The organism is Eubacterium coprostanoligenes, assembly GCF_900167205.1.
Classification (GTDB): Bacteria; Bacillota; Clostridia; order Oscillospirales; family Acutalibacteraceae; genus Eubacterium_R; species Eubacterium_R coprostanoligenes.
Map to the genome: position 1 here is coordinate 27,117 of NZ_FUWW01000006.1, position 20,954 is coordinate 48,070.

Here is a 20,954-nt window from a genome sequence, read left to right on the forward strand (position 1 = left end):
TCATAAATCCTTTCGATTAATCAAGGAAGCCTTTGTAATGACGCATTACCATTTGTGACTCTAATTGACGAACTGTTTCAAGAGCTACACCAACCAAGATGATGAGTGATGTACCACCCATTGTAATGGACATACCGCCTGTGGTGTCCGGAGCGTCGGTGAGAGGCTTGATAGCAGCATCGCAAATGAGTGACCAAATGATTGGGAACAACGCAACTACTGAAATCATCAACGCACCGATGAGGGTGAGTCTTGAGATGATTCTCAAGATGTAGTCTGATGTTGGTCTACCCGGACGAATACCAGGGATAACACCGTTGTTCTTACGAAGATTATTTGCCATTTCAATTGGGTTGTACTGAATTGTACTGTAGAAATAAGCAAAGAAAATAATCAAAATGAAGTACATTCCAGCATACCACCATGAGTCACTCTGGAAAGCTTTGAAGAACTTTTCCCAGAAAGTGCCTTCATACTTACTGCTTGAAAGGAACATTTGAACTGTACCCGGAAGAGAAAGTATTGATGATGCAAAGATGATTGGAAGTACGCCTGACATATTAACCTTGATAGGCATATGTGTGTTTTGACCGCCATACATCTTTCTGCCGACAACACGCTTTGCGTATTGAATAGGAACTCTTCTTTCAGCATTGTCGAGCAATACGATATACGCAATCATAAGAACGAAGACTACGCATACAACAGGAACGAGAACTTTATAAACAGTTCTGCCTGTTGAGATGTATTGGAACAATTGCTTGATAATTGTTGGGAAACGAGATGCAATTCCGGCAAAGAGGATGATGGAAATACCATTACCGATGCCCTGAATTGAAATCTGCTCACCGAGCCACATAATAACAGCTGTGCCGGCTGTAAGAACAGCAATAATTACTACTGCTTGGAATACAGCGTCAAAGCCTGTGTATGCAGCACCGCTTGCGTCAGTTGCAAGCAAGCTGTTGGCACGGAGATAGAAGAAATATGCAAGTGATTGAAGCAAACCAAGTGCGACAGTCAAGAATCTTGTGATTGCAGTAATCTTCTTTCTGCCTTCTTCGCCTTCCTTTTGGAGATTTTCCAAAGCAGGAATGGCAACTGCCAAAAGCTGAATGATGATTGATGAGTTGATGTACGGAGTGATTGACATAGCGAAGATAGTTCCGTATGTGAAAGCACTACCTGTCATCAAGCTCAAGTAAGTCATAATTGTGTTGCCTTTACCAACATCGATTTCGTCAACGATATTTACGAACGGAACAGGGATAACTGAACCGATTCTGAAAATAAGAATGATAAAAGCTGTAAACAGAAGCTTTTTTCTGATTTCTTGGATTTTGAATGCATTAATGATGGTTTTAATCATTTACTGCACCTCCACCGTTCCACCAGCTGCTTCAATTTTTGCCTTTGCGGACTCAGAAATTGCGTCAACCTTTACAGTCAAAGACTTTGTGATTTCGCCCTTACCGAGAACCTTTACGCCGTCAAGTGTCTTCTTAAGAAGACCACAAGCTATAAGGCTTTCTGCATCAACAGTTGCGCCTGCTTCAAATCTCTTTTCAAGGTCTGAAACATTTACGATAGCGTATTCTGTTGCAAAGATGTTATTAAAACCTCTTTTTGGAACACGTCTTTGAAGTGGCATCTGACCGCCTTCAAATCCAGGTCTTCTGCTGTAGCCTGAACGTGCCTTTTGACCTTTGTGACCCTTACCGGCTGTCTTGCCTTGGCCTGAACCTGCGCCACGACCAATTCTCTTAACTGCCTTCTTTGAGCCCTCTGCAGGAGAAAGTTCATGTAATTTCATTTGAGCACCTCCCCTTATTCTTCTACGATTGTAACAAGGTGAGAAATCTTCTTGATTTTACCTTGTGTTTGTGCGTTATCAGGTTGTTCTGTAACGTTACCGATCTTGCGTAGACCAAGTGAGTGAGCGGTAGCAATTTGATCTTTCTTGCAACCAATTAAGCTCTTTGTAAGCTTGATTTTCATAAATCAAATTCCTCCTTAACCTACTATTTCCTTAACGCTCTTGCCACGTACAGCTGCAACTTCTTCAGCAGTTCTGAGCTGGCTGAGGCCGTTGATTGTAGCTCTTACTACGTTGCAAGGATTATTTGAACGGATAGCCTTTGTACGAATATCCTTGATACCTACTGTTTCAACAACAGCACGAACAGGTCCACCTGCGATAACTCCGGTACCCTTTGGAGCCGGCATAAGGAGAACCTCGCCTGCGCCAAACTTACCTTTGATTTCGTGAGGAATTGTTGTTCCTCTAAGTGAAACCTTAATTACATTCTTCTTTGCATCCTCGATACCCTTACGGATTGCATCAGGAACTTCGCCTGACTTACCGATACCGAAGCCTACAAGTCCGTTACCGTCACCAACAACTACGAGAGCTGCGAACTTAAAAATTCTACCGCCCTTTACAGTCTTTGATACACGATTGATAGTAACTACTCTTTCTTCAAGTTCCATTGAAGATACATCAATTTTATTGTTCATAATAATTAATCTCCCTTCCTTAGAACTCAAGTCCGCCTTCACGAGCGCCTTCTGCAACAGCAGCTACACGACCGTGATATACGTAACCGCCACGATCGAATACGCATTCCTTGATGCCCTTCTCTGTGGCTCTTTCTGCTAATTTTTTACCAACAGCCTTAGCTGCTTCAACGTTACCGCCGTATTGTGCAAAGTCCTTTTCAACTGTTGAAGCCTGTGCAAGTGTTACACCTGCAACATCGTCAATAAGCTGAACATAGATATTTGCAAGGGAGCGATATACGTTAAGTCTTGGACACTCAGCAGTACCGCTGATCTTACCGCGTACACGAACGTGACGCTTCTTTCTTGCGATGTTAGAATCTTGTCTTGAAACCATTGTAATTCACTCCTTCCTTTATTTCTTACCTGCTTTACCTTCTTTACGGCGAATATGCTCTTCAGCATATTTAATGCCCTTGCCCTTATATGGCTCCGGTGGTCTCTTTTCACGAATTTGTGCTGCGAACTGACCAACAGCCTGCTTGTCTGCACCGCTAATGATGATAGCGTTTGCACTTGGGCATTCTACCTTAACTCCTTCCGGAGCTTCCATAATAACCTGGTGTGAGAAACCGAGGTTCATTGTAAGAGTATTGCCTGAAGCCGATACTCTGTAACCAACGCCGTTAACTTCAAGGTTCTTCTTGAAGCCCTCTGTTACACCTGCAACCATATTTGCAACAAGTGCTCTGTACAAGCCATGCATAGCTCTGTGCTCCTTGTTGTCTGATGGTCTTGAAAATGTAATCTCGCTGCCTTCGATTGTAACTGTGATGTCCTTGTTAACATCCTGAGTAAGAGTACCGTTTGGTCCCTTAACGGTTACAGTATTTTCTGCGTCTACTGATACTTCAACGCCGGCAGGAATTACGATAGGCTTTAAACCGATACGTGACATCCTAACTGCACCTCCTTACCAAACAAATGCTAATACTTCGCCGCCAACGTTTTGCTTGCGAGCTTCTCTGTCTGTCATTATACCTTTTGATGTTGAAACGATTGCAATACCGAGTCCCTTCATAACCTTTGGCATATCCTCTACATTTGAGTAGATTCTAAGGCCCGGCTTAGAAACTCTGCGCAAGCCGGTGATAACCTGTGATTTGTTCTCACCGTACTTGAGTGTTACACGAATAACACCCTGCTTTTCGTCTTCGATTACTTTATATGATGCGATATAGCCTTCATCAAGAAGAATCTGAGCGATTGCCTTCTTCATATTTGATGCAGGAATATCTACTGTTTCGTGTTTTGCTGAGTTCGCGTTACGAATTCTTGTAAGCATATCAGCGATTGGGTCTGTAATATGCATTGATATTTCCTCCTTATAAATTTAGCAATTCTCGATTTACCAAGATGATTTTTTAACTCCAGGAATCTCACCCTTGTGAGCAAGCTCTCTGAAGCAGATACGGCATATACCGTACTTACGAAGATAAGCATGAGGTCTACCGCAGATCTTGCATCTGTTGTATTCTCTTGTTGAATACTTTGCAGGCTTTTGCTGCTTAACTTTCATTGATGTCTTTGCCACGATAATCCCTCCTTACTCTGCAAATGGAGCGCCCATAAGTTTGAGGAGCTCTCTTGCTTCTTCGTCTGTGTTTGCTGTGGTAACCATAATGATGTCCATACCACGAACCTTGTCAATCTTGTCGTAATCGATTTCAGGGAAAATCAACTGCTCCTTGATACCCATAGCATAGTTGCCACGGCCGTCAAATGAGTTTGGATTGATACCTCTGAAGTCACGAACTCTTGGAAGTGAGAGATTGAAAAATCTGTCAAGGAATTCATACATTCTGTCGCCTCTGAGAGTTACCTTTACGCCGATTGGCATACCTTCACGGAGCTTAAAGTTAGCTACCGACTTTTTAGCCTTACATACGATAGGCTTTTGACCTGCGATTTGTGTGAGGTCATTAATGATAGAATCAACTACCTTTGAATTTTCACGAGCTTCGCCGCATCCAACATTGATTACAATCTTGTCAAGCTTTGGGATTTGCATAACAGAATCGTATTCGAACTTCTTCATCAATGCAGGAGCAACTTCAGAACTATATACTTCTTTAAGTCTTGCTGCCATTTGTTATGTCCTCCCTTTCTTAAAACTCGTTTCCGCATTTCTTGCAAACACGGATGCCGCCCTTTTTGTGGCCTACTCTTGTAGCTTCATTGCACTTAGGGCAAACTAATTGAACTTTTGAAGCGTAGAGAGCAGATTCAACCTCTACAAGTCCGCCGGTCTCGCCAACCTTTGATGGCTTGATGTGCTTTGTAACAATGTTAACCTTCTTAACGATAACCTTGTCTTCAGCCGGACTTACAGCGATAACTTCGCCCTGAACGCCCTTTGACTTACCGGAAAGTACCTGAACGGTATCTCCTGTCTTAACAAACATTTTCTTCATCTTGTGCACCTCCATTAAAGTACTTCCGGAGCGAGAGAAAGAATCTTCATGTAATCTTTTTCACGAAGCTCTCTTGCTACGGGGCCAAAAATACGGGTGCCTTTAGGAGTTTTGTCCTCCTTAATAATTACGGCAGCATTTTCGTCAAAACGAATATACTGACCATCATCACGACGTACACCTTTAGTTGTACGAACGATGACTGCTTTAACAACTTCGCCCTTCTTAACGATACCACCCGGAGCAGCCTTTTTAACAGATGCTACGATGACATCACCAATGTTGGCGTATCTTCTGCCTGAACCGCCAAGTACACGGATGCAAAGGATTTCCTTAGCGCCTGTGTTGTCGGCAACCTTCAAACGACTTTCTTGTTGTATCACAGTGTTTACCTCCTTCGTACTGCAAAATAACACTTTGCTAAGTTGCAGTTATTATTTTTTTGACTAAATTAATAGACTTTCTAATATTCTTAAAAGCTGTAAATCGTAACGATTATTTAGCCTTCTCAATGATTTCAACTACACGCCAATTCTTATCCTTGCTCATTGGACGACATTCCATAATCTGAACCTTATCGCCAACGCCGCATTCGTTTTTCTCGTCGTGCGCCTTATACTTAACAGACTTATCAACAATCTTATTGTAAAGAGGGTGCTTAACTCTGTCTTTGATAGTAACAACTACTGTCTTGTCCATCTTATCAGATGTAACAACACCAACCATAGTTTTTCTGAGGTTTCTTTCCATTAATCAGTTACCTCCTTATCAGGAATTAGCATTTTCAAGTTCGATAGCTCTCTCAACTGTCTTGATACGAGCGATATCTTTCTTGACTGCTTTAATTCTCATAGGGTTTTCGAGCTGATTGATAGCCTGCTGGAAATGAAGATTGAAAAGTTCTTCTTTAAGCTCAACGAGCTTCTTTGCTCTCTGCTCTGCAGAAAGTTCTCTGATTTCTGATGCTTTCATTACTGCTCTCCTCCCTCTTCTTTTTTAACAAACTTACATTTTACAGGAAGCTTGTTTGCTGCAAGTCTCATAGCTTCACGAGCAACATCCTCGCTAACGCCTGCAAGTTCAAACATAACCTTTCCCGGCTTAACTACTGCTACCCAGTAGTCAACATTACCTTTACCTTTACCCATACGAGTATCGGCAGGTCTTGCTGTGATTGGCTTGTCTGGGAAAATCTTAATCCAAACTTTACCACCACGCTTTGTGTAACGGGTCATAGCGATACGGGCTGCTTCAATTTGAGCTGCTGTGATCCATGCAGGTTCTGTTGTTGCAAGACCGTACTCACCGTATGATACCTTATTGCCTCTTGTAGCCACACCTGTCATACGACCTCTGTGTTGCTTTCTGTGTTTTACACGCTTAGGTAAGAGCATTATTTATTTCCCCCTTCCTTGCGATTTGTTCTTCTTCTCTTATTGCGAGATTCTCTGAGAACTTCGCCCTGATAGATCCATACCTTAACACCGAGTCTGCCGTATGTTGTAGCAGCTTCTGCTGTGCCGTAGTCGATGTCTGCACGGATTGTTTGTAGAGGAATTGTACCCTCCTTGTAAGTTTCAGATCTTGCGATTTCAGCACCGCCGATTCTGCCTGAAACCATAACCTTGATACCACGAGCACCAAGTCTCATTGTGTTTCTGATTGCACCCTTAACTGCTCTTCTGAATGCAACTCTGCGTTCGAGCTGTTGAGCAATTGACTGTGCTACCAATGTAGCATTGAGGTCCGGTTGTTTAATCTCAACAATGTTGATGAATACTTCTGAAGGATCCTTGCCGAGCTTCTTTGCACAAGTTGCCTTGAGCTTTTCAATCTCTGCACCCTGCTTACCGATAACCATACCAGGCTTTGCACAGTGAATGTTGATTCTTACTCTCTTAGTATCTCTTTCGATTTCTACCTTTGGAACACCTGCGCTGTAAAGTGACTTCAACAAATACTGACGAAGATTATAATCTTCAACAAGAATGTCGCCGAATTCGCCTTTCTTTGCATACCAGCGAGAGTCCCAGTCTTTAATAACGCCGATTCTTAAACCGGTTGGATTACATTTCTGTCCCATTTAACTTTTCCTCCTCGCTTAGTCTTCCATTTCCTTGAGTACAAGGGTAATGTGTGATGTTCTTTTATTAATTCTGTATGCTCTGCCATGTGATCTTGGCTGAACTCTCTTAAGAATTGGACCCGGAGCAACATGTGCTTCGCTTACATACAATCTTGTTACGTCCATATTGTAGTTATTCTCTGCGTTTGCCATTGCTGACTTGAGAACCTTTGATACAGGCTCTGTTGCAGCTTTTGGTGTGAACTTAAGAATAGCCATAGCCTTGTCTGCAGGTTGGTTTCTGATAAGATCAAGAACGATCTGAACCTTTCTCGGAGACATACGAACATAAGTTGCTTTTGCTTTTGCTTCCATCATAAATCTCCTTTCAATTACTTACCGGTTTTTGTGCCTGCGTGGCCTCTGAATGTTCTTGTCGGTGCGAATTCACCGAGCTTGTGTCCAACCATATCCTCTGTAACATATACAGGAACATGCTTTCTTCCATCGTGTACAGCAAATGTGTGACCTACGAATTCAGGGAAGATTGTTGAACTTCTTGACCAAGTCTTGATAACTTGCTTGTCGCCTTTTTCGTTAAGAGCTTCAACCTTCTTGTAAAGACTGTCTTCAACGAATGCGCCTTTTTTAGTACTTCTACTCATTTAATCTTCTCCTTTCCTCTTACTTGCTGTTTCTACGACGAACGATCATCTTGTTAGAAGCCTTCTTCTTGTTACGAGTCTTGTAACCAAGAGCAGGCTTGCCCCATGGAGTACATGGACCCGGACGACCGATAGGTGACTTACCTTCACCACCACCGTGAGGGTGATCGTTAGGGTTCATTACAGAACCACGAACTGTTGGTCTCCAACCCATGTTACGCTTACGACCGGCTTTACCGATTTTAACATTTGCGTGATCTGAGTTGCCTACTGCACCGATTGTTGCGATACACTGCTTTGGAACATTTCTCAACTCGCCTGAAGGAAGTCTGAGAAGTGCATATGGGCCTTCGAGAGCCATAAGCTGTGCGCTGTTACCTGCTGAACGAGCAAGCTGTGCACCGTTACCAGGATAAAGCTCTACATTGTGTACGATTGTACCAACAGGGATATTTTCAAGTGGAAGAGCGTTACCAACTACGATATCTACATCAGTACCTGCAACTACTGTTGCACCTACCTTAAGACCTTCAGGAGCTGTGATGTAGCTCTTTACACCGTCCTCATATTGAATAAGAGCAATATGAGCTGATCTGTTTGGATCGTATTCGATAGTCTTAACTTCTGCAGGAACATTGAACTTGTTTCTCTTGAAGTCAATTACACGATACTTTCTTCTGTTTCCGCCACCACGATGACGAACAGTGATTCTTCCGTATGAGTTACGACCTGACTTCTTGTTTAATGGTTCAAGAAGTGATTTCTCAGGAGCAACTTTTGAGAGAGAAGAATAATCAATAACCGACATATTTCTTCTTGAAGGTGTAGTCGGCTTATAATTTCTAACTGCCATTATAATCTCCTTACCATGAATAACTTTGCGAAAGGATGGCACCTTTCATACCTCATCATTCATTTGTTTCTGTTGCTTATATATAATAGGTATATTACTTATTATATTGTGATTACATCATATCACTGAAGAATTCGATTTCCTTTGAATCTTCTGTCAAGGTTACGATAGCCTTCTTCCAAGATGGAGTGTAGCCAACATTGTAGCCTTGTCTGCGCTTGCGACCACGAACGTTCATTGTGTTTACCTTTGCAACCTTTGTGCCAGGGAAAACTTCCTCAACTGCCTTAGCAATTTCGATCTTGTTTGCAGTCTTTGCTACCTTGAAGGTATATTTCTTTTCCATAATGCCCATCATTGAGTTTTCAGTGATGATTGGCTTAAGGATAATATCCTGTGCTGCTTTCATTATGCGTATACCTCCTCAATTTTCTTTGCTGCGTCCTTAAGAACAACGAATGAATCGCAGTTAAGAATGTCGTATACACAAAGTGTGTTTACTGTAACAACCTTAACGCCTTCGATGTTACGAGCACTCTTGTAGATTACTTCATCTACACCGTCAGTAACGATGAGTGTCTTCTTTGCAGCCTTAAGCTTTGCAAGCATTTCAACAATAGCCTTTGTCTTGATGCCTTCAAGCTCAACCTTATTTACTACCATCATTTCTTCGTCAGCAACCTTTGTTGACAAAGCTGACTTCATAGCAAGTCTTCTTACTTTCTTGTTAAGCTCAACCTTATACTTTCTTGGCTTTGGACCAAGAGCGATACCACCGTGTGTCCACTGTGGAGATCTTGTTGAACCCTGACGAGCACGACCTGTGCCCTTTTGTCTCCAAGGTTTTGCACCGCCACCGCTTACTTCTGAACGAGTGAGAGTTGACTGTGTTCCTTGTCTTTGGTTAGCAAGATAGCTAACTACTGCTAAGTGCATTGCGTCAGCATTTGGTTCGATACCGAAAACTGAATCAGCAAGCTCTAATTTGGAAGTTTTTCTTCCTTCTTGGTTATAAACCTGAACCTGTGCCATTTATACCTCTCCTTTCGTTAAGCTTTTACTGCGTCAGCAATAACAACGATTCCGCCCTTTGGACCAGGGATTGCACCCTTGATTGCGATAAGGTTTGATTCTGCATCAACCTTAACAACCTTGAGGTTTTGAACTGTTACTGCTTCGTGACCGTAGTGACCTGCCATCTTCTTGCCCTTGAATACTCTTGAAGGGCTTGAACAAGCACCAAGTGAACCTGCGTGACGGTGGTTAGGACCTGTACCGTGGCTCATACGGAGTCTTGCGAAGTTCCAACGCTTGATTGCGCCGGCTGTTCCGTGACCCTTGCTTGTTCCCTTAACATCTACAACATCGCCTGCAGCAAAAACGTCTGCTTTGAGAATGTCGCCGACATTCATTGCTGAGATGTCATCAAGACGGAATTCTTTGAGTGTTTTCTTTGGAGCAACGTTTGCTTTGTCGAAGTGACCCTTCATAGGCTTGTTTACTCTTGCAACTTTTACATCGCCGAAACCAACCTGGATTGCTTCGTAGCCATCGTTTTCCATTGTCTTCTTCTGGGTAATCACACATGGACCGGCTTCAACTACTGTTACAGGAACTGCGTTGCCTGCTTCGTCGAAGATCTGAGTCATGCCGATTTTCTTACCGATAAGACCTTTCTTCATTTGTATTTCCTCCTTTGGTTATTGGTTGGGTACCCCCAACATGACCTCAACCGTTTTTGATTTGAATTATTTTGTTTTGATTTCCAAATCTACGCCGGCTGGGAGCTCAAGACCCTGAAGAGCTTCAATTGTTTTATTTGAAGGTCTAAGGATGTCAATGAGTCTTTTGTGTGTTCTTTGTTCAAACTGCTCACGGCTGTCCTTATACTTGTGAGTAGCACGAAGGATTGTAACCTTTTCAATCTCTGTTGGAAGAGGGATAGGACCGCTTACCTGAGCGCCTGTTCTCTTTGCAGTTTCAACAATCTTTTCTGCAGCCTGATCAACAATACTGTGATCATAGCCCTTAAGTCTAATTCTAATCTTGACTTTACTTGCTGCCATTTTAATTCCTCCATTGAAATTTAGTGGTGCGAGTTCTAATCCTTAACCACGAAGCCGTGTGTTCCCACCCCTTCATTTTTAAAAGCCGAATGAAATATTCATCCGGGCGCAGAATGAGCCTACACACGCAGGCATTCGCAAGTTACCTGTCGTAGTCATAGCTTAGATTAGTTTCGCCCGTGTTTAAAACTCGGACATACTCCGTTGAAATTACCGCCGGGTTCAGCGCAACCTCCAACATCATCGCATATCATGTTGTGCAGTCAAACTGTATTAATATATAACTTCTATATATGCAGTTCACCACACGTGCGACTATTATAATATATAGGGGGTACCAATGTCAAGACTTTTTTGAAACTTTTTTAAATATTTTTCGGCTGTTTTTACAAATTTTAAATTTAAAGTTTGTTAGATTTGCACAAGGCAAATATCAACATATATATTGTAGTTAGTCAGCAGCGAAACACAATATATAGAAAAAGAAGCAGTAGAATGCCCTACCGCTTCTGTTAATCTTATTTTTTTGGACCTTTGCCGGTTTTCTCTTCGTAAACAACAGCAACTTCTTCTGCTGTGCCTTCTGCAATAATTTTGCCCTTTTGAAGAAGAATTGCACGGTCGCAGATTGCAAGAACCTGGTCAATGCTGTGAGATACGAACAACACGGTTACACCGTGGTCGAACATTGACTGAACCTTTGCAAGAGATTTGCGTCTAAATTTTGCGTCACCAACTGACAAAACTTCGTCAAGGATAAGGATATCAGGTTCAACTGCTGTTGCAATTGAGAAACCAAGACGAGATTTCATACCTGATGAATAGTTCTTAAGTGGAACATTGATGAAATCGCCAAGCTCGGAGAAATCAATAATATCCTGAATCTTTGTGTCGAGGAACTCTCTGCTATATCCGAGAATTGCACCGTAAAGATATATATTCTCCTTGCCCGTGTATTCAGGGTCGAAGCCTGCGCCAAGCTCGATGAGAGGAGCCATAACGCCGTGCTTTGTTACTTTGCCGGCTGTCGGCTTATAAACACCAACGATTGCCTTAAGGAGTGTACTCTTGCCGGCACCGTTAAGTCCCATAATAGCAAGACGCTCACCTTTTCTAACCTGAAATGTAATATCATCAAGTGCCTTAAACTTTGCGACTTCAATATTGCCCTTTATTTTGCGGATAACGAATTCCTTGAGATTATCAACCTTTTGCTTGTTGAGGATAAACTCCATATCAATGTGGTCAACATCAATAAGAACAGGACGATCATCAATCTTCTCTTCTGCCGGCTTATTATCCTGCGTAGCAGTATTGTCAATATTCTTTTCCATATTCAAACCTCTTTCTGCAAGGCTATACAGCATAGCTTTATGATAGTTTTATATTATATATAAGTATTACTGTTGACTGTCACGCTTCAGCTTTAGTGTGAAGCAGGCAAACGCAACAAAGATTATAGCGAGTATTCCCGCACATGTCAATACAGAGTTAAGCGAATCATCAACCCATCTGATAAATACATCAACAAGATAGGTAGGATAAATCACCAAATTCTTTGTTGCTTTTACTATACATACAGCCGCTGCAACAATCAAATTCATAACAGCCGCCGAGCCAAACGAATACGATATAGACCTCATTACACGATACTTGCGAGAAGTTCGCAAAGTTATTGCAACAATAAGTCCTATGCTTCCTGCCAAGCAAATGCTCAATATTATGCTGCAAACAGTTTTAGACAATTCGCAAAAACTCTTGACCTGCCTGATATATCCAAAACTTGTAGCTTTAGCAGTGTAATCAGTCACCTGCTGTGCAAAAGTTTCAACAGCGGTGTCTTTTACGGATTGCTCTATTTCAATATTCTGTGATTGAACCATCTCATTTACGCTTTCAAACACATCTTCCTTGAACTGATTGAGCAAGTTTTTATAGCTTTCCGTTGTAAATTCCAACGAAGTGCCAAACTCACCTTGAATATAGGCATTTTCTATATTATATATTTTATCATAAGTAATAGTAGATTCTATGAAATCGTCAGGCAAAGAATTATTCAGGCACATATCACGAGTATATTGCACAACATCCTCTTTGACATTTGCAACATAAGACGGCTGAGTAAATTCCTTTACAAATGTATTGGGATTTGCTGTGACCGACAAGAACACAATGCACAACGATGATAATGCAATGCACAAATACAAGAAAAACGAAAGCACCGATCTTTTTTTGCTACGAGAAACTGCATCCTTATTCATATCACTGCACCTCCCCGTCAATCAAAGAAGCATAAACATAATAATACTCATCGGCAAGGCTTGAAAACGCCTTGTTTGACTTTGTCGTTCCGAGAATCAAGGTGTCTTTATCTGCATCTTCAACCGTTGCGGACAAACCCGTTTTGTAAACCTTATACTTAAAGTTGCCAAGGTTGGACTCAACCTCAATAATATCGCCTTTTTTGATATTGTAGAGCGAGCCGAAATTAGACGAATAGCCTGCAATTTTTGTTACGCCACCCATACCAAAAAGATACGACCTGCTGTCAAGTCCTCCGCCGTTTCGCATAGAAACACGGTTATAGCCATAATAAACTTCCTCGTTTAAGCCGATTCTTTCACAACTTACATTGCCGATATAAGAGCCGATTTCGACATCATCAAGAAAATCCTCGCCGATTTTATCGCTGGTATCCTTGCCTATTTTCAGATCGTTATAGTCCATTTTAAGATAGCTTTGTGCGTCCTTGACAGTGGCTTTGGCTTCATCAAGACCAATCATCATAAGCGGAGCGAACAACAGCATGGACAAAAGGACGAACGAAGCAATGCGGTATAAATACGGATACACCGCTCCTTTAGGCTTTTTCTTATTGTTCTGTGCCTTTGACTTTTTCATAGAAGGAAATCACCCAATCTTAATCGTCCTCAAAAACAGCACCACGAGAACCCGAGGTTACATGCTGTGCATATCTCTTGAGATAACCTGTCAAATTCTGCTTAGGAGCAGTCCAATTTTTCTTTCTTTCTGCCAACACTTCATCCGATACATTTACACGAAGAACTCTTGCAGGAATGTCAATTTCTATTTCATCGCCGTCTTCAACAAGTGCGATAGTACCGCCTACCGCAGCTTCAGGGCTGACATGACCGATTGAAGCACCTCTTGTTGCACCCGAAAAACGACCGTCGGTCAAGAGTGCAACCTTTGAACCGAGTCCCATACCGATAATTGCGGAAGTAGGAGAAAGCATTTCTCTCATACCCGGACCACCCTTTGGACCTTCGTATCTGATAACAACAACATCACCGGCAACAACCTTACCGCCTGTGATAGCCGCAATAGCCTCCTCCTCGGAGTTATAGCACTTTGCAGGGCCTTTGTGTTGCATCATTTCAGGAGCAACAGCGCCTTTCTTTACAACAGCACCCTCTTCAGCAAGGTTGCCCTTAAGAACAGCAATACCGCCGTCCTTTGAGAATGGGTCATCAAGTTTACGGATAACAACGCCGTCTGCATCAGGAGCTTTTGAAATTCTGTCTGCAACAGTGCCGTTAACAGTAAGACAATCTGTGTTGATAAGTCCTCCTGAAGCAAGTTCTTTGATTACAGCCTGCATACCGCCGACATCGTTAAGGTCTGTGATAAATACAGATGAAGCCGGATTGAGCTTGCAAATCTGCGGAGTGGTGTTGCCCATTTCGTTGAGGTCTGACAAATCAATGTCGTGACCTGCTGCATGAGCAATAGCTGTAAGGTGGAGAATTGTATTTGTTGAGCAACCGATTGCCATATCGGTACGCATAGCATTTTGGATTGCTTTTTCTGTAATAATATCTGACGGCTTAATGTCCTCTTTAAGAAGGTCCATAACTCTTTCGCCTGCCATTTTTGCAAGACGAAGTCGAGCAGAATAAACCGCAGGAATTGTGCCTGAACCCGGAAGTGACATACCGATAGACTCTGTGAGGCAGTTCATAGAATTGGCTGTGTACATACCTGAACAAGAGCCACAAGTCGGGCAAGCGGTGAATGCTGTTTGCTCAAGATTTTCAAGTGACATCTTGCCTACTGCATTTGCACCGACATATTCAAACTGTTCGGAAAGTCCGATAGGATTCTTTGTTTCTGTGCTTTTACCCGGAAGCATTGGACCACCGTTGATGAATATGCAAGGCAAATTAAGTCTGCAAGCCGCAAGGAGCATACCAGGAACGATTTTGTCACAGTTAGGAATAAAAACAATAGCATCAAGAGGATGCGCAGTAAGCATAACCTCAATGCTGTCTGCAATAAGTTCACGGGAACAAAGCGAATACTTCATACCCTTGTGATTCATTGCAATGCCGTCGCAAACGCCGATTGTGTTGAATTCAAACGGAACACCACCTGCGTTACGAATACCTGCCTTAACCTGTTCTGCGATTTTGTCAAGGTGCATATGACCCGGAATATAATCGCTCTTTGAGTTAACAACAGCTACGAACGGTCTTTTCATTTCGAGTTCGTCAATACCGAGAGCTCGCAACAGAGAACGGTGAGGGGCTCTTGACGGTCCCTCTTTGATTAAATCTGACCTCATTTTTTTACCTCTTTGTTATTTGTTATAGAATAAATTATAAATGCTTATTATGTATATTATATTATTTATAAAGATTAATTTCAATATATTTTTATTATTTAATAAATTAGCAATTTCCTAAAGCGGTTAATTTCTGTTATCAAAAACATTTTCTATATGATAGCGTGGCTTGCCTTGGCTCTTGCGTCCATATTCTATTGCTTCCTTTGGGCAATAGCAAATGCACGCCATACAGTGGGTGCAATTGTTTCCCCACACAGGCTTGCCGTCAACAAGTTTGACATTGTTGAGCGGACAAAGTTTGACGCACTTACCACAGCCTATGCAATCATCGGTTACATAAAAAGCCTTTGATTTTACGAACACAGGATAAAACGCATCGTTTACAATTCCGCTGTACAGCTTGTCAATCAATGAAGTTTTCAAAGTTTTAAACGGCTTTTCGTTTTTGATTTGCTCTGCCGCTTTTTCAATGTCACGAATTGAATTTGCCACAATCTGCTTTGCCTCGTCAATCTGCGGTGCGTCAAACATTGCAATGTAATTTTCAGGCATAACAATTTGAGCGGTGCCTTTGTAATCAAAGCCCTTTTGAGCACAAAGGAGCTTATTGAATTTTTCGGCATTGCCGACTTCACCGCCACAGGTCATAACAAACCAAACGCCATTGGTGGCGGTTATATCGGTTTTTTCAATCCATTCGGTAACGACACGGGGAATTCTCCACGCATAGGTAGGTGTGGCAATAACCAGCTTGCCGTTCACAGCAATTGGGGAATGGTCGCTGTTCTTTATTTTTTCGTTCAAATCAACAACGGTATCACCGAGCTTGTCGGCAATGAATTCGGCAACATATCGGCTGTTGCCCGTACCTGAAAAGCATAAAATCATATGATGCTCCTATCTATGTAAAAATAATAACGATTAAATATATTCAGCTATGCAACAACACTTGCAAGCCGTTTTCCGCAAAACACACCAAGCAAACAAAAAGCCACGCTCAACGCAACATACAATCCGCCGAGGCAATACATTTTATTTTCAAACAAGTTGACAGCCTCAAGCGAAAAGGTTGAAAATGTTGTAAAGCCTCCGCAAACACCGGTTTTCCAAAACAGCACGGTGTTTGGAGATGTGTTTTCTTTTTCGCTGACAATGCCGACAATAAAGCCGATAGCAACCGCACCGACAATGTTTGTGACAAGAGTCAAAATCGGAAAATCCGTTTTAACGGGTATCAAACTTATGGCATAGCGTAAAACCGCACCAAGCGCACCGCCAAGTGCTACAAACAAGAAATTCATTTTAGTCTCCTTAATTATTAACAAATACCATTATACCATAAGAAAAAGTTTTATACAACCGTGACATAATTCGGTTGATTATATTCGTTTTTGATTTCTTGACATAAAAATCCCCTTCTAATGTATATTCTACATCAAGAGGGGGCTTTTTTCTATTGTCCATTTTTACCGGACTTGTTCATATATTTTATATTTTCCTCATAAAACATTCTTATTGTGTACAACAGAACCATTATAGCTATATAAGCATATTAAGTCAAATAAAAAGCGGACACATACCCGCATACATCAATTTGCGGAGAACTGTGTTCGCCTAAACATTTTACCTTTTCTTATATAAAACAAGTTCGGGATTTGTTCCGTTTTCTTCGTAAGTCGAAATCAAAATAAAATCCATATTGGCAAGAACTCCAAAGCACCTGTCGCCTCCGAATTCACATTCAAGCTGATTGCCGAGATAAGTTGCATTGTCATCCAAAAACTTCACCGATTCGCCGTTTGGAAGCCTGTATTCCAAATTAACATAACTTCCGACAAGTGCATTTAGTTTTGTCAACTTCGGCATACCGTCAATATTAAGAGCATTAATTTCATCAATCAAGGCAGATTTGAATTCATCAAAAGCACCGTCATCACCGAGTTCTTCGTAGCGTTTCCAATAATCAAGAGTCGGAAGTATTTGATGCAAATAAGCACGCACATCATCTGCCGAAAACTCATCATTAGCCATATTTTTCACGCAAACTTCAATCAAGTCTTCCGTATTGCTATACATATATTTACCGTCGGCATAACACCACTTGCAATAATTCTCATTCAAAAATCCGTCTTTTTCTCTGCTGATAAACTTATCTTCCAAAGGCATACCGCAACATTGGCAAATCATTTTTCTCGGCGAGCCGAGAAGCGTATTAATTGACACATCAAACAGTTTTGAAAGAAGTTTTAATGTTTCGGTATTAGGAACGGTATCACCGTTTTCCTTTCCAAGAGTGTCCAAGTGAACATTTCCACCACACACTTTTCATTGACTTTCTTGACACTTGTGTCGGGAGCAGAGAGTTTTTTTCGTAATCCCATTCAGCAAGCAGTTTCCTGTCCGTTGTGACTAAATCATTGTATCCTGCAAGAACTGTCCTGTCCGCACAAACCGGGCATACTGTTCCTTTTACACGAGCATTGATAACGGACTTCCACTCATTGCCACAGGTCTTACACTTCCACCAAACATTGTGTCTTGATTTTGCGTTTACCTCATCAGGCATTAGGGGATAATTTCTTTCTGACCACTCAGCCGCAAGTTCAGGGTGCGTAGTCGCCAAGTCATTAAATCCTTTGAGCAATGTATATCCGCTGCAATACGGACATCTGCTCCCACCGGCACGGGTTGAAATAGGAGTGTACCACTCGTTTCCGCAATCTCTGCATTTCCACCAAGCCTTACTGTTTGCAAAGGCTGTTACCATTGTAGGCAGCAACGGAAGATTTCTGTCAGACCATTCAGCAGCAATATCGGGATACTGCGAAGCAAGGTCATTGAATCCGGCAAGGACTTTATTGTGTGAGCAGTATGGACAGCCTGTTTTATTGATTGTTCTGCTTTTGACAGTATCCGTCCACTCGTGACCGTGTTCGCACTTCCATATCACTTTTTTATGAGAACCGGCAGTAACCTCCGTTGGCTTAATCGTGTTTTTCTCAGACCACTCTAATGACAATTTCGGCTTTACCGTAGCCAAATCGTTAATACCCTCAACAACCCTTGCTCCTGAACAAATGGGGCAGCCTTCGCCTTTGGAACGAGCCTTCACGCTCGCCTGCCATTCGTGACCGCAACTGCCTTTCCACCAAACTCTCTTGTTTGAGCCGTAAGTAATATTATCGGGAGTAAGCGGAAAGTTCCTTTCCGACCATTCCGAAACAAGCTCCGGATGTACTTTCGCCAAACTATTACTCATAGCAAAACCGCTCCTTCCTCTCTGTTTGCACTCATTATATTGAGGAAAGAGAAATCGGGGTAGTTTGCGAACATGGGGAGAAATAAAAAAAGCCCCTTGAAAAAGGTTCATCCTCTTTCAAGGGATTATTCGACAAACGGGAAGTTATGATTATCTATACTCTTCAGGAAGTTCCATATGAAATACTTCGCACAACAACTTTACATCATGCATATCATTTTCATCATAATCGTATCCCAAATGGAACAGCAGTTGACTATACGGTTCAATACAAGAAACTTCTATTTCCTCAATTTTTCCTATTCCCGAAAAAATCTCTGATGGAAAACAATCCCCTTCGTAAAGAATTTCACCATTTTTTGTATATTCAAAACAATGTAAATCAATAATTCTTTTCTTCAAATCCTCCCATACTGTATGGTTCGTTGTTGTATACTCCATTTTTATCTCATAGAAACCATTGTTTTTAATTATCTGTATAAATTTATGATAATCTTTCTTTTCTACAAATATATCAATATCGTTATGTCTTCTTGTTTCATATCCAATAAGCGCATCTACACCCCAACCGCCGTCAAGAAATACTTTAATCTCCGCATCCGTTGCAAGTCTGATAATCTGTTTTGCATCTGTTATACTGACCATATTTTCCTCCCCTAAATCCCGATTTGTTTATCTGTCTTTTCAAATAATGGGCGACCTCGAAAGAAAGTCGCCCATTCACACTTTGAAATTATGCGACTTTTTTGCCTCTGCACGTTTTCCTACATCGATTGGTGTAAGTTTGGTGTAAGGCGTAAGGTTTTTCGTTTCCCCTGTGTCCGAAAACCCTTGATATTACGGGCTTTTTCGCGTTTCGGTCAATCTAAGGGCTTCATTGTCGGGAACAAGAGAACATCACGGATTGAATAGCTGTCGGTGAGGAGCATAACAAGTCTGTCGATGCCGATACCGAGACCGCCTGTCGGAGGCATACCGTATTCAAGAGCCATAACGAAGTCGTTATCAATCATATTTGCCTCGTCGTCGCCTGCTTCACGGAGCTTCATTTGAGCCTCAAAACGCTTCATCTGGTCGATTGGGTCGTTAAGCTCGCTGTAAGCGTTGCCGTATTCACCGCCGAGAATGAAGAGCTCAAATCTCTCGGTGAGTTCAGGACAATCAGGCTTTCTCTTTGTAAGCGGGCTAACCTCAACAGGATAATCCATAATGAATGTTGGCTGTGTGAGATTTGCCTCAACAAATTCCTCGAAGAATGAATTGAGAATGTCGCCCCAAGTTGCCTTGCCAGGTGCAATTTCAATATCCTTTTCCTTTGCGATGGCAACAGCCTTTTCGTTGTCGCCCATAAACGAAGCAAAGTCTATACCGCTGAACTCCTTAACAGCGTCAACCATTGTAAGGCGTCTGAACGGACTTTCAAGGTCGATTTCTGTACCGTTGAAAACAATATGGAGGCTGTCGCAAACCTCGTTTGCAGCGTTGCGGATGAGAGCCTCTGCAATGTCCATCATGCCGTGATAATCGGTGAATGCCTGATAAAGTTCAATGCAAGTGAATTCAGGGTTATGACGAACATCCATACCCTCGTTACGGAAGTTTCTGCCGATTTCATATACTCTTTCCATACCGCCAACGATAAGACGCTTGAGATAAAGCTCTGTTGCAATACGGAGATACATATCCATATCAAGAGTGTTGTGGTGAGTGATGAACGGTCTTGCAGCCGCACCGCCCGGAATAGTATTGAGGATAGGTGTTTCTACCTCGATAAAGCCGAGATTATCAAGATATGAACGGATTGAAGAAATAATCTTTGAACGCTTGATGAAAGTATCCTTTACACCGGGATTCATAATCATATCAAGATATCTTCTGCGGTATCTTGTGTCTGTGTCGGTAAGACCGTGGAACTTTTCAGGAAGCGGAAGAAGTGACTTTGAAAGAAGTCGAAGTTCCTTTGCATGAACAGAAACTTCGCCTGTTCTTGTTTTGAAAACAAAGCCCTTGATTTCAACAATATCGCCGATATCCCAAGTCTTGAATTCCTTGAACACTTCCTCGCCGACATCATTCATTCTTACATAAGCCTGAATTCTGCCGTTTCTGTCCTGAATATCAATGAAGTTTGCCTTGCCCATATCACGCCAAGTCATAATTCTGCCGGCGATGGTAACATCTTTTTCCTCAAGCTCGTCAAAATTCTCAATGATTTCGTTTGAGTGATGTGTTTGGGTTGCAATTGTGATTTCGAACGGGTCGTTGCCTGCGTTTTGAAGAGCAGTGAGCTTGTCAATTCTGATTTGCTTTTGCTCGTTTTCGCTGAGGACAACCTCTGCCATTGTCATCTGTGCGGCATTTGCATTATTACCGATTTTTTCGATATTTTCCAAAACCTCGGCTTCGCTGTCGGCACTGCCCTCAAGTGCAACAGCACCTGTTTGCAAAAACAAAGTGAACTTAACCTTGTCGCCGTCAGCCTCTA

At 42.0% G+C, this 20,954-nt stretch carries 32 protein-coding genes; all 32 read right to left on the reverse strand.

What is annotated here, in order from left to right:
• Nucleotides 1-16: 16 nt before the first annotated feature.
• The gene (secY, locus tag B5D29_RS03575) at nucleotides 17-1,369 is read right to left on the reverse strand and encodes a preprotein translocase subunit SecY (RefSeq protein ID WP_078768210.1); all 1,353 of its coding nucleotides are present in this window, start codon (nucleotides 1,367-1,369) and stop codon (nucleotides 17-19) included.
• The gene (gene rplO, locus B5D29_RS03580; protein ID WP_078768211.1) at nucleotides 1,370-1,813 is read right to left on the reverse strand and encodes a 50S ribosomal protein L15; all 444 of its coding nucleotides are present in this window, start codon (nucleotides 1,811-1,813) and stop codon (nucleotides 1,370-1,372) included. It lies immediately after the preceding gene.
• Nucleotides 1,814-1,827: 14 nt separating this feature from the next.
• A complete protein-coding gene (rpmD, locus tag B5D29_RS03585; protein WP_078768212.1) occupies nucleotides 1,828-1,998 on the reverse strand; it encodes a 50S ribosomal protein L30 in 171 nt (56 codons plus the stop codon).
• Between the two features lie 15 nt (nucleotides 1,999-2,013).
• Nucleotides 2,014-2,517, reverse strand: coding sequence for a 30S ribosomal protein S5 (rpsE, locus tag B5D29_RS03590; protein WP_078768213.1), 504 nt, complete (start codon nucleotides 2,515-2,517; stop codon nucleotides 2,014-2,016).
• Between the two features lie 19 nt (nucleotides 2,518-2,536).
• Nucleotides 2,537-2,896: a 50S ribosomal protein L18 gene (rplR, locus tag B5D29_RS03595; RefSeq protein ID WP_078768214.1), complete on the reverse strand. Its 360-nt coding sequence runs from the start codon at nucleotides 2,894-2,896 to the stop codon at nucleotides 2,537-2,539.
• A gap of 18 nt (nucleotides 2,897-2,914) precedes the next feature.
• Nucleotides 2,915-3,457: a 50S ribosomal protein L6 gene (gene rplF / locus B5D29_RS03600; RefSeq protein ID WP_078768215.1), complete on the reverse strand. Its 543-nt coding sequence runs from the start codon at nucleotides 3,455-3,457 to the stop codon at nucleotides 2,915-2,917.
• A 15-nt stretch (nucleotides 3,458-3,472) separates the two neighbouring features.
• Nucleotides 3,473-3,871 carry a 30S ribosomal protein S8 gene (rpsH, locus tag B5D29_RS03605; protein WP_078768216.1) on the reverse strand — a complete coding sequence of 133 codons (399 nt, stop codon included), beginning with the start codon at nucleotides 3,869-3,871 and terminating at the stop codon, nucleotides 3,473-3,475.
• Nucleotides 3,872-3,907: 36 nt separating this feature from the next.
• Nucleotides 3,908-4,093 carry a type Z 30S ribosomal protein S14 gene (locus tag B5D29_RS03610; RefSeq protein WP_078768217.1) on the reverse strand — a complete coding sequence of 62 codons (186 nt, stop codon included), beginning with the start codon at nucleotides 4,091-4,093 and terminating at the stop codon, nucleotides 3,908-3,910.
• A gap of 12 nt (nucleotides 4,094-4,105) precedes the next feature.
• The gene (gene rplE, locus B5D29_RS03615) at nucleotides 4,106-4,648 is read right to left on the reverse strand and encodes a 50S ribosomal protein L5 (protein WP_078768218.1); all 543 of its coding nucleotides are present in this window, start codon (nucleotides 4,646-4,648) and stop codon (nucleotides 4,106-4,108) included.
• 19 nt (nucleotides 4,649-4,667) lie between these two features.
• Nucleotides 4,668-4,973, reverse strand: coding sequence for a 50S ribosomal protein L24 (gene rplX / locus B5D29_RS03620; protein WP_078768282.1), 306 nt, complete (start codon nucleotides 4,971-4,973; stop codon nucleotides 4,668-4,670).
• Between the two features lie 14 nt (nucleotides 4,974-4,987).
• Nucleotides 4,988-5,356: a 50S ribosomal protein L14 gene (gene rplN, locus B5D29_RS03625; RefSeq protein WP_078768219.1), complete on the reverse strand. Its 369-nt coding sequence runs from the start codon at nucleotides 5,354-5,356 to the stop codon at nucleotides 4,988-4,990.
• A gap of 112 nt (nucleotides 5,357-5,468) precedes the next feature.
• Complete coding sequence (rpsQ, locus tag B5D29_RS03630; RefSeq protein ID WP_078768220.1) at nucleotides 5,469-5,723, reverse strand: 30S ribosomal protein S17; 255 nt, start codon at nucleotides 5,721-5,723, stop codon at nucleotides 5,469-5,471.
• 18 nt (nucleotides 5,724-5,741) lie between these two features.
• Nucleotides 5,742-5,945 (reverse strand): 50S ribosomal protein L29, encoded by a 204-nt coding sequence (rpmC, locus tag B5D29_RS03635; protein WP_078768221.1) that lies wholly within the window; start codon nucleotides 5,943-5,945, stop codon nucleotides 5,742-5,744.
• Entirely contained in the window at nucleotides 5,945-6,367 is a 423-nt protein-coding gene (rplP, locus tag B5D29_RS03640; RefSeq protein ID WP_078768222.1) for a 50S ribosomal protein L16, read from the reverse strand. Before rplP ends, rpmC begins: the two co-directional genes overlap by 1 nt.
• Nucleotides 6,367-7,056 (reverse strand): 30S ribosomal protein S3, encoded by a 690-nt coding sequence (rpsC, locus tag B5D29_RS03645; RefSeq protein WP_078768223.1) that lies wholly within the window; start codon nucleotides 7,054-7,056, stop codon nucleotides 6,367-6,369. Before rpsC ends, rplP begins: the two co-directional genes overlap by 1 nt.
• An 18-nt stretch (nucleotides 7,057-7,074) precedes the next feature.
• The gene (gene rplV, locus B5D29_RS03650; RefSeq protein WP_078768224.1) at nucleotides 7,075-7,413 is read right to left on the reverse strand and encodes a 50S ribosomal protein L22; all 339 of its coding nucleotides are present in this window, start codon (nucleotides 7,411-7,413) and stop codon (nucleotides 7,075-7,077) included.
• 17 nt (nucleotides 7,414-7,430) lie between these two features.
• Nucleotides 7,431-7,703: a 30S ribosomal protein S19 gene (gene rpsS, locus B5D29_RS03655; RefSeq protein ID WP_078768225.1), complete on the reverse strand. Its 273-nt coding sequence runs from the start codon at nucleotides 7,701-7,703 to the stop codon at nucleotides 7,431-7,433.
• A gap of 19 nt (nucleotides 7,704-7,722) precedes the next feature.
• Nucleotides 7,723-8,556 carry a 50S ribosomal protein L2 gene (rplB, locus tag B5D29_RS03660; protein WP_078768226.1) on the reverse strand — a complete coding sequence of 278 codons (834 nt, stop codon included), beginning with the start codon at nucleotides 8,554-8,556 and terminating at the stop codon, nucleotides 7,723-7,725.
• Between the two features lie 112 nt (nucleotides 8,557-8,668).
• Nucleotides 8,669-8,965 (reverse strand): 50S ribosomal protein L23, encoded by a 297-nt coding sequence (gene rplW, locus B5D29_RS03665; protein WP_078768227.1) that lies wholly within the window; start codon nucleotides 8,963-8,965, stop codon nucleotides 8,669-8,671.
• The gene (rplD, locus tag B5D29_RS03670) at nucleotides 8,965-9,588 is read right to left on the reverse strand and encodes a 50S ribosomal protein L4 (RefSeq protein WP_078768228.1); all 624 of its coding nucleotides are present in this window, start codon (nucleotides 9,586-9,588) and stop codon (nucleotides 8,965-8,967) included. Before rplD ends, rplW begins: the two co-directional genes overlap by 1 nt.
• Before the next feature lie 17 nt (nucleotides 9,589-9,605).
• Nucleotides 9,606-10,238, reverse strand: a complete 633-nt coding sequence (gene rplC / locus B5D29_RS03675; protein ID WP_078768229.1) for a 50S ribosomal protein L3 — start codon at nucleotides 10,236-10,238, stop codon at nucleotides 9,606-9,608.
• 66 nt (nucleotides 10,239-10,304) lie between these two features.
• Nucleotides 10,305-10,622 carry a 30S ribosomal protein S10 gene (gene rpsJ, locus B5D29_RS03680; RefSeq protein ID WP_078768230.1) on the reverse strand — a complete coding sequence of 106 codons (318 nt, stop codon included), beginning with the start codon at nucleotides 10,620-10,622 and terminating at the stop codon, nucleotides 10,305-10,307.
• Nucleotides 10,623-11,140: 518 nt separating this feature from the next.
• Nucleotides 11,141-11,956, reverse strand: a complete 816-nt coding sequence (locus B5D29_RS03685; RefSeq protein ID WP_078768231.1) for an ABC transporter ATP-binding protein — start codon at nucleotides 11,954-11,956, stop codon at nucleotides 11,141-11,143.
• A 66-nt stretch (nucleotides 11,957-12,022) separates the two neighbouring features.
• Nucleotides 12,023-12,883, reverse strand: a complete 861-nt coding sequence (locus B5D29_RS03690; protein ID WP_078768232.1) for a hypothetical protein — start codon at nucleotides 12,881-12,883, stop codon at nucleotides 12,023-12,025.
• 1 nt (nucleotide 12,884) lies between these two features.
• Entirely contained in the window at nucleotides 12,885-13,523 is a 639-nt protein-coding gene (locus tag B5D29_RS03695) for a sortase family protein (protein ID WP_078768233.1), read from the reverse strand.
• Nucleotides 13,524-13,542: 19 nt separating this feature from the next.
• Nucleotides 13,543-15,207 carry a dihydroxy-acid dehydratase gene (gene ilvD, locus B5D29_RS03700; RefSeq protein WP_078768234.1) on the reverse strand — a complete coding sequence of 555 codons (1,665 nt, stop codon included), beginning with the start codon at nucleotides 15,205-15,207 and terminating at the stop codon, nucleotides 13,543-13,545.
• Nucleotides 15,208-15,333: 126 nt separating this feature from the next.
• Entirely contained in the window at nucleotides 15,334-16,098 is a 765-nt protein-coding gene (locus tag B5D29_RS03705) for an EFR1 family ferrodoxin (RefSeq protein WP_078768235.1), read from the reverse strand.
• Between the two features lie 47 nt (nucleotides 16,099-16,145).
• Entirely contained in the window at nucleotides 16,146-16,511 is a 366-nt protein-coding gene (gene crcB / locus B5D29_RS03710; protein ID WP_078768236.1) for a fluoride efflux transporter CrcB, read from the reverse strand.
• Between the two features lie 322 nt (nucleotides 16,512-16,833).
• On the reverse strand, nucleotides 16,834-17,511 hold the full coding sequence (locus B5D29_RS03715) for a zinc ribbon domain-containing protein (protein ID WP_242941737.1): 678 nt from the start codon (nucleotides 17,509-17,511) through the stop codon (nucleotides 16,834-16,836).
• The gene (locus B5D29_RS03720) at nucleotides 17,483-18,469 is read right to left on the reverse strand and encodes a zinc-ribbon domain-containing protein (RefSeq protein ID WP_242941738.1); all 987 of its coding nucleotides are present in this window, start codon (nucleotides 18,467-18,469) and stop codon (nucleotides 17,483-17,485) included. The genes B5D29_RS03715 and B5D29_RS03720 overlap by 29 nt, the downstream gene beginning before the upstream one ends.
• Nucleotides 18,470-18,619: 150 nt before the next feature.
• On the reverse strand, nucleotides 18,620-19,114 hold the full coding sequence (lnu(C), locus tag B5D29_RS03725; protein ID WP_044761252.1) for a lincosamide nucleotidyltransferase Lnu(C): 495 nt from the start codon (nucleotides 19,112-19,114) through the stop codon (nucleotides 18,620-18,622).
• 215 nt (nucleotides 19,115-19,329) lie between these two features.
• Nucleotides 19,330-20,811, reverse strand: coding sequence for a lysine--tRNA ligase (gene lysS, locus B5D29_RS03730; RefSeq protein WP_078768284.1), 1,482 nt, complete (start codon nucleotides 20,809-20,811; stop codon nucleotides 19,330-19,332).
• Nucleotides 20,812-20,954 lie beyond the last annotated feature (143 nt).

Bases quoted from the DNA above. Each gene is read 5' to 3' on its own strand.
- rplO (WP_078768211.1), bottom strand. From the start codon at position 1,813: ATGAAATTACATGAACTTTCTCCTGCAGAGGGCTCAAAGAAGGCAGTT.
- B5D29_RS03720 (WP_242941738.1), bottom strand. From the start codon at position 18,469: ATGAGTAATAGTTTGGCGAAAGTACATCCGGAGCTTGTTTCGGAATGG.
- B5D29_RS03685 (WP_078768231.1), bottom strand. From the start codon at position 11,956: ATGGAAAAGAATATTGACAATACTGCTACGCAGGATAATAAGCCGGCA.
- rplV (WP_078768224.1), bottom strand. From the start codon at position 7,413: ATGGAAGCAAAAGCAAAAGCAACTTATGTTCGTATGTCTCCGAGAAAG.
- rpsQ (WP_078768220.1), bottom strand. From the start codon at position 5,723: ATGGAAAGAAACCTCAGAAAAACTATGGTTGGTGTTGTTACATCTGAT.
- ilvD (WP_078768234.1), bottom strand. From the start codon at position 15,207: ATGAGGTCAGATTTAATCAAAGAGGGACCGTCAAGAGCCCCTCACCGT.
- rplP (WP_078768222.1), bottom strand. From the start codon at position 6,367: ATGCTCTTACCTAAGCGTGTAAAACACAGAAAGCAACACAGAGGTCGT.
- B5D29_RS03690 (WP_078768232.1), bottom strand. From the start codon at position 12,883: ATGAATAAGGATGCAGTTTCTCGTAGCAAAAAAAGATCGGTGCTTTCG.
- rplB (WP_078768226.1), bottom strand. From the start codon at position 8,556: ATGGCAGTTAGAAATTATAAGCCGACTACACCTTCAAGAAGAAATATG.
- rpmD (WP_078768212.1), bottom strand. From the start codon at position 1,998: ATGAAAATCAAGCTTACAAAGAGCTTAATTGGTTGCAAGAAAGATCAA.
- rplE (WP_078768218.1), bottom strand. From the start codon at position 4,648: ATGGCAGCAAGACTTAAAGAAGTATATAGTTCTGAAGTTGCTCCTGCA.
- rplD (WP_078768228.1), bottom strand. From the start codon at position 9,588: ATGGCACAGGTTCAGGTTTATAACCAAGAAGGAAGAAAAACTTCCAAA.
- B5D29_RS03705 (WP_078768235.1), bottom strand. From the start codon at position 16,098: ATGATTTTATGCTTTTCAGGTACGGGCAACAGCCGATATGTTGCCGAA.
- rplR (WP_078768214.1), bottom strand. From the start codon at position 2,896: ATGGTTTCAAGACAAGATTCTAACATCGCAAGAAAGAAGCGTCACGTT.
- rplF (WP_078768215.1), bottom strand. From the start codon at position 3,457: ATGTCACGTATCGGTTTAAAGCCTATCGTAATTCCTGCCGGCGTTGAA.
- rpsJ (WP_078768230.1), bottom strand. From the start codon at position 10,622: ATGGCAGCAAGTAAAGTCAAGATTAGAATTAGACTTAAGGGCTATGAT.
- rpsH (WP_078768216.1), bottom strand. From the start codon at position 3,871: ATGCATATTACAGACCCAATCGCTGATATGCTTACAAGAATTCGTAAC.
- rplX (WP_078768282.1), bottom strand. From the start codon at position 4,973: ATGAAGAAAATGTTTGTTAAGACAGGAGATACCGTTCAGGTACTTTCC.
- rplC (WP_078768229.1), bottom strand. From the start codon at position 10,238: ATGAAGAAAGGTCTTATCGGTAAGAAAATCGGCATGACTCAGATCTTC.
- rpsC (WP_078768223.1), bottom strand. From the start codon at position 7,056: ATGGGACAGAAATGTAATCCAACCGGTTTAAGAATCGGCGTTATTAAA.
- rpsE (WP_078768213.1), bottom strand. From the start codon at position 2,517: ATGAACAATAAAATTGATGTATCTTCAATGGAACTTGAAGAAAGAGTA.
- secY (WP_078768210.1), bottom strand. From the start codon at position 1,369: ATGATTAAAACCATCATTAATGCATTCAAAATCCAAGAAATCAGAAAA.
- B5D29_RS03695 (WP_078768233.1), bottom strand. From the start codon at position 13,523: ATGAAAAAGTCAAAGGCACAGAACAATAAGAAAAAGCCTAAAGGAGCG.
- rpmC (WP_078768221.1), bottom strand. From the start codon at position 5,945: ATGAAAGCATCAGAAATCAGAGAACTTTCTGCAGAGCAGAGAGCAAAG.
- lysS (WP_078768284.1), bottom strand. From the start codon at position 20,811: ATGGCAGAGGTTGTCCTCAGCGAAAACGAGCAAAAGCAAATCAGAATT.
- crcB (WP_078768236.1), bottom strand. From the start codon at position 16,511: ATGAATTTCTTGTTTGTAGCACTTGGCGGTGCGCTTGGTGCGGTTTTA.
- rplW (WP_078768227.1), bottom strand. From the start codon at position 8,965: ATGAAAGCAGCACAGGATATTATCCTTAAGCCAATCATCACTGAAAAC.
- rpsS (WP_078768225.1), bottom strand. From the start codon at position 7,703: ATGAGTAGAAGTACTAAAAAAGGCGCATTCGTTGAAGACAGTCTTTAC.